Raw genomic sequence first — 16,834 nt, forward strand, 5'->3', positions numbered from 1 at the left:
ATAATGAGCATTAATAGAAGAGAGTTTTTGTCGTTATGTGTAAAAGGCAGCGTATCGGCTGCCGCGTTAACGAGCCTGCAATTACAAGCATTAACTGGAGCGACTAATGCCGTTGAGCTAGGTGATTATAAAGCATTAGTGTGTGTGTATTTATACGGGGGGAATGATTCGTTAAATATGCTCGTTCCGCTTGAAGGCGAGCAACGGAGTTTGTACAAGCAAAGCAGGCAAAACCTAGCGGTAGAGAGCCCACTTGAGCTAAGCATTAAAAGCCAGTTTGCAGGTGGCGTAGGTATTCATCCTTCACTTGAACCGATACAAAATGTGTTTGAATCTCAAAATTTAGCATTTATAGGCGGGGTAGGTACTTTACTCGCTCCCACAACATTGAATGACTATAAAAATAAAACAATAGGTTTGCCTAAGCATTTGTTTTCGCATAACGATCAGCAAGCTGCGTGGATGTATGGTCGAGAAAAACAATCACTTAATAGCGGGTGGGGCGCACGACTTTTAGAGCGTTTAGAGTTACAAGATGAGTTTGCAGCTAATGTATCACTCGACGGTACTAATTTATGGCAAACGGGAAGTGCTAGCAATGCATTTGCGCTTAACAAAAGCGGCATTAGTAGTATTAACGCGTTTGGAGGGTATCAACCTCGTAGCGAGCACGTAACCGCTATTATGAACCGCTTACTAGGCAATACGAGCCATCCGTTAAGTACAGCTTATGCCAATGGCTTAACAAGTGCGATAAATAACACTCAAGCAATGAACAGCGCGTTAGAAAGCGCGCCTGCACTTATTACCCCATTTAGCGATAATAGCCTTAGTGAGCAATTTGCCGCAGTCGCTAAAACAATTAGCGTACAGGCAAAGTTGAGTACTCAACGCCAAGTGTTTTTTGTTTCTATGGGGGGGTATGATACCCACGACAACCAATTAACAACGCACCCTGCTTTATTAAATACGTTAGCTCAAGGGTTAAGTGAATTTGATAGTGCGATGAAAGAGCTTGATATGGCTGATAAAGTGACTACGTTTACTATGTCTGATTTTGGTCGCACGTTGACCTCAAATGGCGATGGCACTGACCATGGTTGGGCAGGGAACCAAATAGTAATGGGCGGCGCAGTAAAAGGCGGCAATATATATGGCGAGCTATTAACTCAACATTTGGATGGGCCACAAGATACCGGTGGCGGGCGTTTAATTCCTAGTGTTGCTAATGAGCAGTACTTTGCCACATTGGCTCAGTGGTTTGGTGTGCCAAGCTCTGAGCTTGTTGATATTTTTCCAAACTTGAGTAACTTTGATCACACAACATTGGACTTTTTTGTGTAATTAGTCGCTAATAGTAATCTAAAAGCGCTTGTTAGTAGTATAAGCTACTGTTTAATAGTGCTTAATTGTTTTAATAATAAAAAATCACACAATATAGGAATCATAAAATGAAAGTTTTAGTGAGCTTAGTTAGTCTAATCGCCTTTTTACTCGTCATACTGCCGGGGCCTTTGTATAAATTTGGTATTGTAGAGCTAGGAACTGCGTTTGCTGGTTTTAAATTTGGTGTTTACGCTGGTGGCGCTGCATTGGTGCTACTTATAGTACAAGCGTTATTTATGCGTAAAACGTTAACGCTAAGCAGTGGTGTTATTGCGCTTGTGTTTTCGGTTGTGGCTATTGCTATGCCACTTAACATGATGAACAAAGCTAAAAGCGTACCGGCAATTCATGATATTTCAACAGATTTAGTTAACCCACCAAAATTTGTAGCAATTGCGCCACTTCGTGCTGAAGCACCAAATCCAGTAGAGTACGCGGGTGAAGAAACGGCAGTACAACAACGCAAAGCATACCCTGAACTGGCAACGTTAAGCTTTGCACAATCTAAAGCCGATTTGATGGCAGCAAGCGAACAAGCAGTTAAAAATCTTGGCTTTGCAGTGGTAAGTGCAAATACGGCTACAGGTATTGTAGAAGCTACTGATACAACCACATGGTTTGGTTTTAAAGACGATGTGGTAATTCGTATTAAAGATGAAGGCAGCCAGCGTTTTGTTGATATTCGTAGTAAATCGCGAGTAGGGCGTAGTGATTTAGGAAAAAATGCAGAGCGCATTCATTCAATTATTAATGAACTAAACAGCTTACTTGCAAAATAATTAAATTTAGCGCCCTAGTACTAACGATTGAGCCCAAACACTGTTTGGGCTTTTTTGTGCCTATTTTATATTGTCAGGTTCTATTCACGGGCTATGGACTATGCTGTTGATGATTTAAATTTTTAACCACTATGGAGTTATTATGAAAACAGTAGGATATGCAGCAAAAAGCCAAGGTTCTGAATTGACAGAGTTTTCTTTTGAGCGCCGCGATTTGCGAAATAACGATGTAGAAATTGAAATTTTATACTGTGGTGTGTGCCATTCAGATTTACACGCCGTACGAAATGATTGGGGTGGCAGTGACTACCCGCTAGTACCTGGGCACGAAATTGTTGGTAAAGTTATGTCGGTAGGTAGCGACGTTAAAAAATATAAGCAAGGCGACACAGTTGCTGTGGGTTGTATGGTTGATTCGTGCCAAAGTTGCGATCAATGTGATAACGACGAAGAGCAATTTTGCCGCGAAGGCATGGTTGGTACGTACGCAGGCAAAGACCGCGTTAGTGGTGAAATGACCCAAGGTGGATATTCTAAGCATGTTGTTGTACGCGAAGAATTTGTACTTTCTGTACCAGAAAATTTAGACCTTTCACGCGTTGCACCGCTACTTTGTGCAGGTATTACTACGTATTCGCCACTTCATAAGTGGGGCGTAAAAAAAGGTAGCCGTGTTGGTGTTGTTGGTCTAGGTGGTCTTGGTCACATGGCCGTTAAAAATGCAGTTGCAATGGGTGCAAGCGTTACGGTAATTGGCCGTAGTGAGTCTAAAAAAGATGATGCGGTTAAATTAGGCGCTCAGCACTATTTAGTGTCATCTAATGATGACGAAATGAAAGACTCGCAATCTGCCTTTGACGTCATTATAGATACAGTCCCTGTAAAACATGATTTATCTATTTACACACCGCTACTTGATGTAGATGGTACATTAGTTATTGTTGGCCAAGTTGGTCCAGTGGATGAGCTAAGCACGGTGCCATTATTAATGGGTCGCCGTCGTATTGCAGGCTCACTTATTGGTGGTATTGCACAGACGCAACAAATGCTCGACTTTTGTGGTGAAAATAACGTGCTACCTGAGTGCGAAATGATCAACATTGACGAAATTAACACGGCATACGAGCGTATGGAAAAGTCAGACGTACGATACCGCTTTGTTATTGATATGGCATCGTTAAACGCTTAATTTACTAGGTAAATTAAAAATAAAAGAGCCGCTAATTAGCTGTCTCTTGATCACAAGTCTGACTCAAGAGATTTTGCTAAATCGTAGCCTTCCAGGATGGCTTGTAACTTAAGCCATCCTTTCCATAACACTTTCACAGATGCACGCCCTGTGCGCTTGGTATCTTTCCAGCCTCCTAACTTTGCCAGTTCCTGATACGCCCATGACATATTTGGAGCAGTTTCAGGCAATGGTGTTTTTATTCTCTTTAACCACAATAACTTCCATGCTTTGGGAGATAACAGTTGTTCACAACTTGGAGAATCAGGCTGCTCATTGGTGAACTTTAGTTGCAATATTCGCGTCGCAATAAAGCCATTAATCGTCACCAATCTTTCCATGTTATCTTGGCTTTGAAGGCGTAAACTTTCGATATCCGTACCATCACTTTTCCAGACTTTATGGTATTCCTCTACAAGCCAACGGTGCTCATAGTAGGTGATGATAGCTAAGGCGTCTTCTTTGCTGGTGACTGGTTCACTGGTTAATAGGTGCCAGCTTAAGCCGTTCTTAGCGTTTCCTCGCTCTGTACAGCCGACATAGTAAACTGGGAGGGAGTGTCCTTTCTTATTGTAAGGCGCTTTGAGTGTCACTGGCGCATAGGTGATATCCAGTGTTGCGCTTCGGGCTTTTCTTCCTCCTTTTTGTGCAATGTGGATGTGTTTGGTGCCTGCACTCATCAGCTCGCTTGCAAACGCATAGAGCTTATCCTCACCTTCTTCAATATGACGACTTTGCATCGAGCGTACGACGAATCGTTGCTGCTCGGTCAGTTTATACTGCAAGTATTCGTAGATGTCCGCTTCGCGGTCACACACCGATATCACGTTCGCCATTTGTCCTTGCAGCCGCTCTGCCATCGCTCGTGACGCTGACTCCCACTTGTAACTTTCTTTTTCTTCGTAAGAAGTCGTCGCGTGTTTTTCTCTTTTTCCAATCGTGTTGATATCACGACTCCAGCGAGACTGTTCAATTAATCCCACAACTTGCTTTGTGTCTGGCGCAAACAGTAATACGCTATGAGCTAACAAGCCTCGTTGTTTTGCTCCTCGTCCGACATGACCCAAATCATCTCGAATGGAGGAATGCTTATAAATTAGTGTGGTCGTGTCTTCTAATGCGAGCAATAAGTTATGACTTTTTGCTTGTTCAACCGTGGCTTTAAAGCCTGACTCTGCTATAGCCGTTGCGTCAATATTCTCGTTGCGAATAAAGCGGTAGGCACCTTCCATATCGGCGGGGGATTGAGTGATGTTCACAAGTGGTTTTCCTGGTTCATTTGCAAGCGTTGATGCTAACTTTACCAGACGCGCTGTTCTTCTTGGATCACCTAAGTCCGATTTACCGAATTGTTGTTTTGCCCAATGAGTATGTTCGTTAATCATAATGTGCCCTCAAACAAGATTTGAAGATCTGATCATGACATTGAGATTTAGTTCAAAAAAATCCCCGCTAATTTCTTAGCAGGGATTTGTGTATAAGAGACAGCTAATTAGCGGCTCTTTTTGTATTTTAAATTAACTCGAACTCAGTTAATTAGTAGCTTGCGCTGTTGGTTGCTGTTTGTTTAGTTGTAAGTAACTTAATAGCCACATACCCAAACCACCTAAAAACAATGCAGCTGCTACGTAACCTGTTTGATTAGGTGCAGCACCTTGCGCTATTGCTATTCCGCCAACCCAAGGACCTATAGCATTGGCAGTATTAAATGCGCACTGTACTAAGGCACCAATCATAGCGTGGCCTTCGGGCGCAACGTCCATTAAAAGCGTTTGAATCAGCGTAGCCAAGCCCACACTGCAACCAATAAAGAAGATCACCGCGTAAAGAGCCCAAATATTATGGCTTGCCGTTACATATGCAAAGGCAAATACAATAGTACATACAAGCGCAAGGCCAGTCGTTTTAATTGCTGATTTATCGGCAGCTTTACCCAGTACATAGTTACCGAGTGTACAACCGATACCAAACATTACCATTGCGATAGAAATAGTATACGGAGCTGTTTTTGTTACCACTAATATGGTGTCGGCAATGTAAGTATAAATACAAAACACTCCGCCAAAGCCAATAATTACAATACCCAAAATGGACCAAACCAGTTTATTTTTAAGTACGCCAAACTCGTTTAGTAAGTTAGAAGGCTTAGCGTTATCGATATTAGGCACTACTTTATAAACAAAAACAAAAGCAATAAAGGCCAGTACTGCAGCGCCAGCTAAACAATAACGCCAACTTAAATTTTGACCTACAAGTGTAACTATAGGCACGCCAACAATAGTAGCCACAGTTAAACCCATAAACACCTTAGACATAAAGCTAGCACGCTTACCTTTTGGGGCAATATCTGATGCTAATAAAATAGCAGCACCAAAATATGCACCATGAGGTAAGCCACTTAAAAATCTAAATATTACAAGCTGCTCAAGCGATGTTGCCATCGCGCTTAACCCGTTTGAGATAAACATTAAGCTTATAAAAATGAGCAATGCTTTACGCTTTCTCATATTAGCTGTAGTGAGCATTAAAATAGGGGCGCCAACTACAACACCAATGGCGTAAGCACTAATTGCGTAACCACTTTGTGAGGGCGTTGAGCCAAATGTTTCGCTAATTAGTGGCAGCATAGGCATCATCGAAAACTCAGATAATCCTAAAATAAATGTGCCAAGTGCTAATACGAGTAAAATAGCGGTTCTGTTAAGTTGACTAGATGCCGACGTTACATCTGATGTCATAGATGATCCCTTAAGATTTAATTTTAAAAGTGAAACAGCGCAATAAATTCTGAATAGAAAATATTATATGTATGCTTAAATTTTGGTGTGAGAGGGTAGTCTGTGAAAGTGCTATTTTAAGTTAAAAAAAGTACAGAGTCATGCATAAATTAGTGTTTTTGTTAGGTTTTTAAAATATTAATTAGAATAAAATACTACTTAAAATTCATAAAATAAAAAAACTATTTATAAAGCAGGCGCCTGTAAGGTATTAAATATTAGCTGAAAGGCTATTTAAAGCTTATATTTACAGTATAGTTACATATTGATATTACATTAATTTGCTAATTTTAGGTCAACAACCCTAGTGCTAATTTACTCCTTAAGGTTTTTATATGTTTGGTATTTCTAAAAAAAACGCAAAAATTGAAGAAATGGAGCTTCAATTAATTCAAAAGCAGTCTGTTTTATCTGCAATTAATAAGCATGTGGCTTATATAGAGTTTACCCCTGAAGGAATAATATTAGACGCAAACCAGTTGTTTTTAAAAACTATTGGTTACAGTAAAGAGCAAATAATTGGTAAGCATCATCGTATGTTTTGCGAAAGTGAGTATGCAAGCTCAAACGAATACAGCAAGTTTTGGCAAGCATTAAAGGCAGGTGACTCTAAAGCAGGATCGTTTTTAAGATACAAAGCGAATGGTGATAAGCTTTGGCTTGAAGCAACTTACTTCCCGGTTGAAGAGCACGGCGTAGTTACTAAGGTTATTAAAATAGCCTCTGATATTACGGCTAGTTACATACAACGAAAGGCACAAGAAGCTATCGCTAGTGCACTTGATAAAGCATTAGCTACGATAGAGTTTACTCCTGAAGGAAATATTTTAAGCGCAAACCAAAACTTTTTAACAACAATCGGGTATAGCTTAAAAGATATTGTAGGTAAGCATCATAAAATGTTTTGTACTGAAGTATTTTATGAGAAAAATCCGCGCTTTTGGAATGAATTAGCGCAGGGGCAGTTTAAGTCAGGAAAATTTAAACGTATTGCCGCCGATGGTTCAGAAATTTGGCTAGAAGCTACTTATAATCCAATATTAGATAGCAAAGGTAGTGTAATTAAAATAATTAAGTTTGCATCAAATATTACCGATCGAATTAATAATAACAGTGCAGTAACTGAAGCTGCTGCAATAGCGTATAAATCGGCGGTAGCTACTGCGCAGACCGCTAAGAAAGGCTCTGAAATACTACAAAGCTCTGTTGCAAACTCCGATGCCATTGTAAGCCAAGTACTTAAGTCAGTTGATTTAATTAAAAATCTTAATGAACAATCAGCTGTTATAGGCTCCATTGTTTCTACAATTAGCAGCATTGCTGATCAAACTAATTTACTAGCACTAAATGCTGCTATTGAAGCTGCTCGTGCTGGTGAATACGGCCGTGGTTTTGCTGTAGTAGCTGATGAAGTAAGACAACTTGCAGCCAGTACGAGTAGTTCAACTAATGAAATAGCGACCGTTGTTAAAAATAACCAAGAGCTCACTAATGATATATCAAGACAAATAACGTCGGTTTCAGACTCTTCAGAGCAAGGCCGGGAGCTTATTGCGAATGTATCTGAGGTCATTAAAGAGATTGAACGCGGAGCAGATATTGTTTCTCAAACGGTCGCTAAGTTAAATACTTAATTTATTATATGACCTTTTAGATTAAACACACCTAACAACATTCTTAATTGATAAAGTGCGACAATATGTCGCGCTTTTGCTTTTGCAGTTCACACTATAATTACGCCAATTATTACAGTGGCATAAATTAACAATGGTTTATAAAAGCAAAGCTCAAAAAACTTACTTACTTTCCCCTGTCGCACTTTTTATTAGCGGTGTGCTATCTCCTTTTGCATTTGCCGACGATACGCCTTTAGAAGTAATTGAAGTACACGGACATGCTCAAAATAAGCATTTAGCACTTGGTTCGTCAGAATCGTTATTAAGTGATTTAGGTGTCGATTTTTCAGCCGCGGGCGGCGTATCTAACCTCCCTATTTTAAATGGTTTAATGGGCGACAGAGTTAAAGTGTTAATTGATGGCGCAGATGTTACCGCTGCATGCGCTAATCACATGAACCCGCCACTTTCGTATATTTCGGCTAATCAAATTACGTCTTACAATGTGGTTGCAGGCGTGTCGGCTGTAAGCGCGGGCGGCGATAATATTGCCGGTGTTATAAGCGTAAATTCTATTTCACCACAGTATAGCGATAAAAGTGAATTAGATTGGCACTCAGGTTATGTGTCAGCAAAGTACAGTAGCGTTGATAACGGACGTAAACTTGGTGTAGGCGCTCGTTTAGCAACCTACAAGTTTAGCCTTAATTATCAGGGCTCGTTTAGCGATGCAGATAGTTATGAAGATGGTAACGGTGATGCAGTGCTTGATACGTTGTATCGCTCACAAAATCATAGCTTAACCGCAGCTATGCGCGATGATAAACAGCAATTAGTGATAAAGCTAACACATCAAAAAATCCCGTATCAGGGATTTGCAAATCAGTATATGGATATGACCGATAACAACAGTTTCGGTGCAATAGCTCAATACAAACGCTCCTTTGAAAACAGCGAGCTTGAAGGGCAAGTTAACTGGCATAGCGTAAAGCACGAAATGGGTTTTTTCAGTGAAGAAAAAACAGGCATGATGCGAATGAAAACCGATGCACAAGATATAAGTACGCAGCTTAAATGGCGTATTGCCCTTGATAAAAACAGCAGTATTTTACTCGGTCAAGAATATTACAATTACAGCATTGATGATTGGTGGCCAGGTATCGAAGGCTCAACCATGATGGGACCAAACGATTACGTAAATATAAATAATGGCAAACGAGAGCGCATAACGGCATTTGCTGAATACGAGAGCCAAATAAATACAAAACTGTGGCTAAACGCAGGTGTACGTATTGAAAGTGTTAATACCCAAGTAGGTGAGGTTCAGCCTTACAACGATGGTATGAGCATGATGGATATGGACGATATGAGCGACATGGATAGTATGGAAACTATGACCATGAGCGATACGTCTACAGATAACACTATTGCTGCACAGAATTTTAATGCTGGCGACAGACATAAAACCGACACTATAGTTGATGCTAACTTATTAATTAACTACCAAATAACAAATTATGATGAGCTGCAATTTGGTCTTGCCCGTAAAAACCGCGCACCTAATTTATATGAGCGATACAGCTGGGGCGTAAGTAATATGGCAACCACCATGATTGGTTGGTATGGCGATGGTAATGGCTATATTGGTAACCCTGATTTAGACGTTGAAACAGCGCATACTTTAAGTGCTACTTATATTAAATCGGCTAAAGATGACCGTTGGCGTTTAAGCACTAATGTTTGGTATACCGATGTGAATGATTATATTGATGCTGATATTGTAAGAAGCTTCAATAGTTATGACTTGGACAACACTGCGCGTAACATTTTGCAGTTTACTAATGTAGATGCCATTTTATATGGTGCAAAAATAGATTTAACAGTCAACATTTATGAATCTAAGGATTTAGGTAACTGGCAGTTACACGCTAATGTTACTAATACGAGAGGCAAGCGCGACGATACTAACCAGCCGCTTTATCAAATTAAACCACTGCAAACCCAGCTAGGTATTAGCCAGCAAATGGGTCGGTTTGAAAACGCATTAACTTGGCAGTGGGTAGATACTAAAACCCGTGTAGATAATAATCGTTTTGAAAACCAAACAGACAGCTACAGCTTGGTTAATTTAAGCTCTAAAGCCACATGGGATTCATTAACGCTAAGCGCAGAAGTGAGTAACGTGTTTGATGAGTACTACCAACTCCCACTAGGCGGCGTAAGTATTGCAGCACTTAAACAAGATAGCAGCAACGGGTTTGAACAACTTGCTGGGCAGGGTCGTTCATTTAATGTAAGCATTAGTTACGCGTTTTAACTAAATTAAATTTTAAAATAAAGTAAAAGCCATAACTGTGTTATGGCTTTTTTCATACGCTTTAATATGTAAGCCGTAAACTTATTTTTATGAAATATTTGTACGCAAAAAGCGTTCTATTAAGCACGCTTGTACTAATTTTACAGCGTTATTTTAAGGCAATGCAGTAAAAAGCAGTAGCTTGTTCATCACCCAATGATTAGAAAGTACAGTTTTTAAGCAATTTAAAAATAAAGTGATGGGTGCGCCAACAGCTATGGCCGGTTTAGCTTTGGGTATTGCCAGTATGGGATGGACATGGGAAAACGTTTTTAACTTAAACTCTCAAGGGCAATTTTTGGGAGCGGTATTAGCTGGCGTATTAGTTTTACTTTTGGCTGCTAAGTTTTTACTACACCCTCATTTATTAAAAGCTGATTTAGCACACCCAGTTGCAGGAAGTGTGATCCCTACATTTGCAATGGCTAATCTTGTTATTTCAAACTCAGTTGGGCAATTTCACTCATTAGCTGGCGACATTATGTGGGTTTTAGCTTTTGTGTTGCATCTCACATTTTTGGTGAGCTTTTTATACCAGCGAGTAAAAAAGTTTAACTTTGAGGATATGGCGCCCAGCTGGTTTGTGCCACCAGTGGGGATAATTATTGCAGATGTTACTTTTTCGGGAAATCCGACATTAGCGTGGTTAGCTTATAGTGCGTTAGTTATTGGTATATCAACGTACGCTATAATGCTGCCAATTATGTTTTATCGTTTTATATTAGCATTAAAAAGTGACTACGAAATACAGCCAACACTCGCCATTTTAGCAGCGCCTGCTAGCTTAACATTAGCGGGATACTTTCATATTGTAGCTAATCCATCACTTGTTATAGTGGGGGCATTATTTATATTAGCGATAATAAAAACACTGATTGTTTATGTGTTATTTATAAAGTTATTACGCAGACCTTTTTCGCCGAGCTACGGTGCTTTTACATTTCCAATGGTTATTGGGGCAACTGCATTATTTAAAATGGCTGATTGGATGCAAAGTATAAACCTCGCAATGCCATATGTAGATACAGTTAATTACTTAGCTACGTTTGAACTTATAGTTGCCACGGCAGTGGTATGTTATGTAAGTGGTCGGTACTTTTGCCACTTTAAATTATCAAAGCAACAGGTAACGTAAAGCTACTCTTGGATTACCTGTGGCTCATTACTTTCTTGTTCAGCTTGTTTTTCGCGCTCAGCTTTTGATACATAAGAGGGTTTGTTGCTTTTATGCAATTTAGCGTTAGTGCGTTTATCTTTCTTTTGAAATTTAGTGACGATTTTTTTACGACGGTTCACAATTAAATACTCTCTTAATTTTAAGTCGCGCATTATACAGTCATCCTCATAAAAGCTGCTATATAAATATTTACCTTAAGTTAGCTGTGTGCCTGCCACAAATTGCTATATGTAAGCCTCCCATAGCGTTATAATTACCGCTCTTAGTTATTAATTAAATGGGAATTGTTTTGAAAAAGTTAGCTTTAGCCAGTATTGCTTTATTTGCATTTAGCGCACATGCGCAGTTAAATAAAAATATTGATAGCGTTGCCGATTACGCAGTAAATACCTACCAAAATGCTCAAATACACACACTAACTAACTTAGTGGCTTTTCCGACCGTTAATAAGAGCGATATTGCCGCTCCTCAAAATCCCGATTTTATTGGCTTTAAAGCACTTTTAAAAATGAAAGCTGCAGAGCTTGGTTTCGACTATCAAGATTTAGGGTACACCGTATTAATTGGAATGGGCGAGCAAAGCGAAAAAGTAACGGTAGTAACCCACGGCGACGTGCAGCCTGCTAATGCTAGCAAATGGAAACAAAGCCCTTTTATTATTGATACGTCTGAGCCTGGTAAATTAGTTGGTCGTGGTACTGAGGATGACAAAGGCGCAATAGCGACAGCGCTTTACGCCATGAAAGCAATTAAAGATAAAGGCATAACGCTTAATAACCGTATTGAGCTTATGATTTACCTTGCTGAGGAGTCTGATTGGGGTCCGCTTACTAAATTCATGAAAATGTATGAACAACCAAAATATGCAGTAACGATTGATGCATCATACCCTGTAGTGGTTGCCGAGAAAGGTTGGAGCCTAATTGCACCTACTTTTAATGCAACATCACCACAGACGGGTTTATATGTAAGCGATGTAACTGGCGGTGCGTTTAGAAGCCAAATTCCAGAAGACGCCAGCTTAGTACTTCACAATGCAGACGCGGCACTTATTAATACATTAAAAGCAAAAGCTAAAACATTAAATAAAGTTGAATTTAACTTTAGTGAAAAAAGTAATGGCTTAGCAATAAGCGTTAAAGGTATGTCGGCGCATTCATCTGAGCCGGAGTCGGGTATAAATGCTATTGCTTATTTAGCTGAGTTATTTAAAGGTGTGGAGCTTGAAAATAACAGTGACGGCGAGCTAATCGACTTTGTGAATCAGTTAATTGGTTTAGACATTCACGGTAAACAATTTGGCGAAATAGCTTACAAGCACGACTTTATGGGCCCAATGACAGTGGCACCAACAGTTATTGAGCGCGATGGTAATGCGCTAACACTTGCTGTAAATGCACGTCGTCCAATGGGTAAAGGCGAAGCTGTATTACAAAAGCAAATTGATGATGCACTCGCTAATTGGCAAGCTACTAACAATGTAACACTTGCTAACATAGAAACAATTATTGGCACACCTATGCTACTTGATGGCGCGCCACACGCGCAAAAGCTGCTTGATATTTTCAAGCATTTTACGGGCGACGAAAAAGCTGACTTTGTATCAATAGGTGGTGGCACTAACGCAAAGCTGTTTGATAATGCGGTATCGTTTGGCCCTTCAATGCCAGGTAAGCGCTATACAGGTCACTCCGAGCATGAATTTATGACACTTGAGCAACTTGAACTGAATTTACGTATGTACACAGCAATGATGATAGAGCTAGGTAATATGTAGTTTAAGCCTTACTTAAATTCAATAAGGTTTAATAATAGGTGTTGAGTACTAATCAGCACCTATGTCCTTAAAATTTACCTCAGGTAAGTTTTCAAAGCTTGGTTTGGCAAATAAATACCCTTGCATAAGCTCAACACCTGCGTTTTTAAGCCACTTATATTCTTCTACTGTTTCAATGCCTTCAGCTAGTGCGGTTATGTTTAAATCGCGAAACATATTTAAGCAATGAGTTACTATTAGTTGGCGTTTTTTGTCGTTGTTAATATCGCGTATGAGCGCCATATCCAGCTTGATAATATCTGTTTGAAAGTCAGCCAGTAGATTTAAACCAGAATAACCTGCACCAAAGTCATCAGTGGCGGTTTTAAATCCGAGAGACTGGTAGTAATCAACAACGCGTTTAATGTGTGCGGTGTCTTCTATTTTTTCTACTTCAGTAAATTCAAACATAATATTTTGAATAGGAAAGTTATACTTTTTTGCAGCTTCTAGTGTGGTGCGTATACATCGTTCTGGTTTATAAATAGCATTAGGTAAAAAATTAATACTTAGCATTGATGTTATGCCTAACTTTGAAGCTAGTTGAATGGCTTTAATACGGCAAAGCTGATCAAATGCATAGCGGTTGTCTTCATTCACTTTTGAAATAATTGAATAGGCAGACTCGCCATTTAAACCTCTAACCAGCGCTTCATAGCCGTAAATGAGATTAGTTTTACAGTTTATAATCGGTTGAAAAGCCATAGAAAAATCAAATTCGAGATCGTTAGCGTCAGCACAGTTACTACACGTCACTTTTTCGCAATCTTTTGATTTTTCGCTCATTTAGCTCATCCTCTTATGCATATTTGTTTAGGTTAGTTGAGATTAGATTCTAACACAAATAGATTAAAGTATTGTTTTTTATGTTTTTATACGTAATAAATAACTATGTAATTAAATGAAAAATAATGACTAATGTCAGATCACTTAGTGACATTTGGCAGGTGTGTACGTTGCTTATTAAAACAATAATAGCGACATACATTACTTGGAGAATATAAATGAGCAATACAATTACAATAGGCAAAAAAATTAAAGCATATTTACTTATTTTAACTTTGCTAAGCATTATAAATTTACTAACTTCGCCTAGTTATATCTGGGTAGTATGGCCAGCGCTTGGGATGGGAATTGGGCTAGTAGTAAGTGCTTTGAGTAGGAATAAACCTAGAGATACTTCTTTATAATAAAAAAGCCAAGTAAATATTTACTTGGCTTGTTTAGTAAGGGACTGTCTAAATAGTTAAGTCTAAATATTTAAAATGCTGATTGAAGTGTCGCATCTAGTGATATTTCGGTATTTAAGAGTTTTGAAATAGGGCAGCTCTTTTTGGTTTGCTCACATAAAGCTTGAAACTGCTCGTTTTGAATATCATCAATACGCGCTTTTACCTCAAGGGCAATATGCGTCACCGAAAAACCATCATCTACTTCATCAAGGCTTACAGTGGCTTTAGTATCAATTTTATCTGCGGTAAAGCCTGCATCACCTAATGCAAGTGAAAGCGCCATACTAAAACATGCACTATGCGCTGCACCTACTAATTCTTCAGGGTTTGAGCCTGCCTCATCTTCAAAGCGGGTATTAAAACCATATGGTTGTTTATTAAGCGCGCCACTTTGAGTTGATATGCTACCTTTGCCTGTTTTAATGTCGCCAGACCATGTTGAACTTGCCGTTTTTTTAATCGTCATCATCTTCTCCTTGCTTGAGTGTAAGCTTTTCAGGTTATCTAAGCCTTATTTACAAAATAAGCTTATATAAAGCCTTAAAAGCACTAATTACTGATGATGCTGCAAAATAGACGCCAGTTAATTATTACTCTTATTTATTACGCCTGCAGCGCTCTGAACAGAAAATAACGTTATCCCAGTCGCGCTGCCATTTTTTACGCCATGTAAAAGGTTTATTACAAATAGGACATATTTTTTGAGGTAAGTTTAGTTTTTTGTGTGCCATGCTTACTTAGCCTTGCTGTTACTTTTAGTATCCGTTTTACTTTTTGTTCGAGTAACTTTTTGAGTACCCCCAACGTGCTTTTTAAGAATCCTCCCTATGGCGCGTTTAACATCGGCTCGCTCACGGTATTGCCATAAGCGTTCGCGTGCTTCTTTTGAGGCTGCTGTTAAATCAAGCATCGGTTCGGGATAATCCTCCCCTAGCTTAAAGTCGTTAAAGAGTGCTTCCATTGGAGTTTGCTCCCAAGGCTGATGTAAATATTCAATAGGGAGTTTTTCAAGCTCGGGGCACCACTTTTTAATAAACGAACCTGTTGGGTCTTGATCTTCTGATTGTTTAATTGGGTTGTAGTGCCTGATGGTGTTAATGCCTGTTACCGAGGCTTGCATTTGAATTTGCGGATAGTGAATTCCGGGCTCAAAATCTAAAAAGTAATTAGCGAGAGGAAAGCTTGCTTGCTGCCAGCTTATATTTAAATGATGCGTTACAAAGCTTACAAGCATGGCGCGCATTCTAAAGTTTATATAGCCGGTGGCTTTTAAGCAGCGCATGCAAGCGTCAATAATGGGAATACCTGTTTGACCTTGCGCCCAGCGTTCAATATCGTTTTTAACATGTTCATCATCGCGATACGGAAATACATGGTAGCCTGGATTAAGGGCTAAAAATTCCATAGAGCACTCGCTCTCAAACTTTTGCATAAAATGGCAGTGCCAATGCAAGCGCGATACAAACGCTGCTAGTGGGCGTTTCCAGCCTCTTTTATCAGGGTGTTTTGAATGATATTCATCAATGGCCATTTGATACACTTGCCTAAGGCTAATATTCCCCCACGCTAAGTACGGCGAAAGTCGGGAGCAATGAGTTTGGCTTAAACTTGGGCTCGATATTCCTTTTTGATAACCTTTACCGCGCTCGGCAAAAAAGCTCTGCATTACAGTTCGCGCATGCAGCGGGCCACCTTGTTGAAAGCTGTCGTGATCTTGCGTGTAAGCGCTTGGTAGCTCAGGTGTTTGGTAGTTATTGAGGGTAATTGTTTTTATACTCTTCCAATTAGGAACAGCAATAGGTGCTTGCATTGTTTGCTGCCAGCGTTCGTTCCAATTATTACGATTTTTTTTGCCGCGAATAATCGCGCCTGTTTGCGACTCTTGCCAGTTAATATGGTTATGCTGGCACCATGCTTTTATTGCCTTATCGCGCTCAAAGGTGTTGTTTAAGCCTATTTCTTGATGGCTAAAAATATTAACTATTTCAAACTGCGTCTTTATCGACTCAAGTAAATCGTTCATATTTAAATTAAATATATAAACACAGGCGTTAAAACGCGCTAGCTGATTATTTAACTCAACTATTGATTGATACACAAAGCGCCAGTGCCGCTCATTGTAGTGTGCATCTTCGAGCAGTAATGGCTCAAAGTTATAAAGTAACAGGGTCGGTAAGCCATTACTAAATGCATTTTTTAATGGTTGATGATCGCTAAGACGTAAATCACGTTTAAACCACACGATGTTTATTTTTTCTTTCATACTGGCAATATTAAAACCGTGGCATTATAAATAATAAGACAAAACCAATACGTATTAAATGTAAAAGAAGACTAGTGTAAAAACGATTTTGATATAGGCAACTCATGTTAAGGTGATACTAAAATGAGTCGCCAATAAAAGAAGTATTATAAATAGGGAGAATTACCGTGATACTTAAGCAATTTTGGCACTTACAGTCATGTG

Annotated in this window: 15 protein-coding genes; 8 read left to right on the forward strand and 7 right to left on the reverse strand. The window is 39.4% G+C overall.

All coding sequences use genetic code 11. The features are described from left to right. Positions 1-3: 3 nt before the first annotated feature. The 3 genes from ABX891_RS06375 to ABX891_RS06385 all read left to right on the forward strand — a co-directional run bounded on the left by ABX891_RS06375 (position 4) and on the right by ABX891_RS06385 (position 3,354). A complete protein-coding gene (locus ABX891_RS06375) occupies positions 4-1,344 on the forward strand; it encodes a DUF1501 domain-containing protein (RefSeq protein WP_165723822.1) in 1,341 nt (446 codons plus the stop codon). Between the two features lie 107 nt (positions 1,345-1,451). After that, positions 1,452-2,165 carry a DUF1499 domain-containing protein gene (locus ABX891_RS06380; RefSeq protein ID WP_024596009.1) on the forward strand — a complete coding sequence of 238 codons (714 nt, stop codon included), beginning with the start codon at positions 1,452-1,454 and terminating at the stop codon, positions 2,163-2,165. Between the two features lie 142 nt (positions 2,166-2,307). Beyond that, positions 2,308-3,354 carry an NAD(P)-dependent alcohol dehydrogenase gene (locus ABX891_RS06385; RefSeq protein WP_002958143.1) on the forward strand — a complete coding sequence of 349 codons (1,047 nt, stop codon included), beginning with the start codon at positions 2,308-2,310 and terminating at the stop codon, positions 3,352-3,354. A gap of 50 nt (positions 3,355-3,404) precedes the next feature. Here the strand turns inward: ABX891_RS06385 and ABX891_RS06390 are convergent, their stop codons facing one another. Both ABX891_RS06390 and ABX891_RS06395 read right to left on the reverse strand, forming a co-directional pair. Beyond that, a complete protein-coding gene (locus ABX891_RS06390; protein WP_024598303.1) occupies positions 3,405-4,778 on the reverse strand; it encodes an IS4 family transposase in 1,374 nt (457 codons plus the stop codon). 147 nt (positions 4,779-4,925) lie between these two features. Beyond that, complete coding sequence (locus ABX891_RS06395) at positions 4,926-6,131, reverse strand: MFS transporter (RefSeq protein ID WP_154903362.1); 1,206 nt, start codon at positions 6,129-6,131, stop codon at positions 4,926-4,928. A 374-nt stretch (positions 6,132-6,505) separates the two neighbouring features. Between ABX891_RS06395 and ABX891_RS06400 the strand changes: the two genes are divergently transcribed. From ABX891_RS06400 to ABX891_RS06410, 3 genes are all read left to right on the forward strand, one after another. Next, positions 6,506-7,804 carry a methyl-accepting chemotaxis protein gene (locus tag ABX891_RS06400; RefSeq protein WP_197098742.1) on the forward strand — a complete coding sequence of 433 codons (1,299 nt, stop codon included), beginning with the start codon at positions 6,506-6,508 and terminating at the stop codon, positions 7,802-7,804. A 133-nt stretch (positions 7,805-7,937) separates the two neighbouring features. Then, positions 7,938-10,103: a TonB-dependent receptor gene (locus ABX891_RS06405; protein ID WP_354629125.1), complete on the forward strand. Its 2,166-nt coding sequence runs from the start codon at positions 7,938-7,940 to the stop codon at positions 10,101-10,103. 238 nt (positions 10,104-10,341) lie between these two features. Then, positions 10,342-11,277, forward strand: a complete 936-nt coding sequence (locus ABX891_RS06410; protein ID WP_165744378.1) for a TDT family transporter — start codon at positions 10,342-10,344, stop codon at positions 11,275-11,277. A 2-nt stretch (positions 11,278-11,279) separates the two neighbouring features. On the opposite strand, the gene ABX891_RS06415 is transcribed toward ABX891_RS06410, so the two are convergent. Continuing rightward, a complete protein-coding gene (locus tag ABX891_RS06415; protein ID WP_182754262.1) occupies positions 11,280-11,471 on the reverse strand; it encodes a DUF2986 domain-containing protein in 192 nt (63 codons plus the stop codon). 137 nt (positions 11,472-11,608) lie between these two features. Between ABX891_RS06415 and ABX891_RS06420 the strand changes: the two genes are divergently transcribed. After that, positions 11,609-13,096 carry a dipeptidase gene (locus tag ABX891_RS06420; RefSeq protein WP_354629126.1) on the forward strand — a complete coding sequence of 496 codons (1,488 nt, stop codon included), beginning with the start codon at positions 11,609-11,611 and terminating at the stop codon, positions 13,094-13,096. A 48-nt stretch (positions 13,097-13,144) separates the two neighbouring features. On the opposite strand, the gene ABX891_RS06425 is transcribed toward ABX891_RS06420, so the two are convergent. After that, positions 13,145-13,921 carry an EAL domain-containing protein gene (locus tag ABX891_RS06425; RefSeq protein WP_354629127.1) on the reverse strand — a complete coding sequence of 259 codons (777 nt, stop codon included), beginning with the start codon at positions 13,919-13,921 and terminating at the stop codon, positions 13,145-13,147. 218 nt (positions 13,922-14,139) lie between these two features. On the opposite strand from ABX891_RS06425, the gene ABX891_RS06430 reads away from it, so the two are divergent. Then, entirely contained in the window at positions 14,140-14,325 is a 186-nt protein-coding gene (locus ABX891_RS06430; protein WP_354629128.1) for a 2TM domain-containing protein, read from the forward strand. A 70-nt stretch (positions 14,326-14,395) separates the two neighbouring features. Here ABX891_RS06430 and ABX891_RS06435 read toward each other — a convergent pair whose 3' ends face one another. The 3 genes from ABX891_RS06435 to ABX891_RS06445 form a co-directional block, all read right to left on the reverse strand. Next, positions 14,396-14,833: an OsmC family protein gene (locus ABX891_RS06435; protein ID WP_024593544.1), complete on the reverse strand. Its 438-nt coding sequence runs from the start codon at positions 14,831-14,833 to the stop codon at positions 14,396-14,398. Between the two features lie 130 nt (positions 14,834-14,963). Beyond that, positions 14,964-15,098, reverse strand: a complete 135-nt coding sequence (locus ABX891_RS06440; RefSeq protein WP_076916399.1) for a DUF2256 domain-containing protein — start codon at positions 15,096-15,098, stop codon at positions 14,964-14,966. A gap of 2 nt (positions 15,099-15,100) precedes the next feature. Further along, on the reverse strand, positions 15,101-16,630 hold the full coding sequence (locus tag ABX891_RS06445) for a cryptochrome/deoxyribodipyrimidine photo-lyase family protein (RefSeq protein WP_354629129.1): 1,530 nt from the start codon (positions 16,628-16,630) through the stop codon (positions 15,101-15,103). Positions 16,631-16,834 lie beyond the last annotated feature (204 nt).

Source organism: Pseudoalteromonas sp. NCIMB 1079 (assembly GCF_040567695.1).
In the GTDB taxonomy this organism is placed as follows: Bacteria; Pseudomonadota; Gammaproteobacteria; order Enterobacterales; family Alteromonadaceae; genus Pseudoalteromonas; species Pseudoalteromonas distincta.

Coding starts and splice junctions, on each gene's coding strand:
- ABX891_RS06385 (WP_002958143.1), top strand. CDS start 2,308: ATGAAAACAGTAGGATATGCAGCAAAAAGCCAAGGTTCTGAATTGACA.
- ABX891_RS06405 (WP_354629125.1), top strand. CDS start 7,938: ATGGTTTATAAAAGCAAAGCTCAAAAAACTTACTTACTTTCCCCTGTC.
- ABX891_RS06440 (WP_076916399.1), bottom strand. CDS start 15,098: ATGGCACACAAAAAACTAAACTTACCTCAAAAAATATGTCCTATTTGT.
- ABX891_RS06435 (WP_024593544.1), bottom strand. CDS start 14,833: ATGACGATTAAAAAAACGGCAAGTTCAACATGGTCTGGCGACATTAAA.
- ABX891_RS06445 (WP_354629129.1), bottom strand. CDS start 16,630: ATGAAAGAAAAAATAAACATCGTGTGGTTTAAACGTGATTTACGTCTT.
- ABX891_RS06395 (WP_154903362.1), bottom strand. CDS start 6,131: ATGACATCAGATGTAACGTCGGCATCTAGTCAACTTAACAGAACCGCT.
- ABX891_RS06380 (WP_024596009.1), top strand. CDS start 1,452: ATGAAAGTTTTAGTGAGCTTAGTTAGTCTAATCGCCTTTTTACTCGTC.
- ABX891_RS06400 (WP_197098742.1), top strand. CDS start 6,506: ATGTTTGGTATTTCTAAAAAAAACGCAAAAATTGAAGAAATGGAGCTT.
- ABX891_RS06410 (WP_165744378.1), top strand. CDS start 10,342: ATGGGTGCGCCAACAGCTATGGCCGGTTTAGCTTTGGGTATTGCCAGT.
- ABX891_RS06390 (WP_024598303.1), bottom strand. CDS start 4,778: ATGATTAACGAACATACTCATTGGGCAAAACAACAATTCGGTAAATCG.
- ABX891_RS06415 (WP_182754262.1), bottom strand. CDS start 11,471: ATGCGCGACTTAAAATTAAGAGAGTATTTAATTGTGAACCGTCGTAAA.
- ABX891_RS06375 (WP_165723822.1), top strand. CDS start 4: ATGAGCATTAATAGAAGAGAGTTTTTGTCGTTATGTGTAAAAGGCAGC.
- ABX891_RS06430 (WP_354629128.1), top strand. CDS start 14,140: ATGAGCAATACAATTACAATAGGCAAAAAAATTAAAGCATATTTACTT.
- ABX891_RS06425 (WP_354629127.1), bottom strand. CDS start 13,921: ATGAGCGAAAAATCAAAAGATTGCGAAAAAGTGACGTGTAGTAACTGT.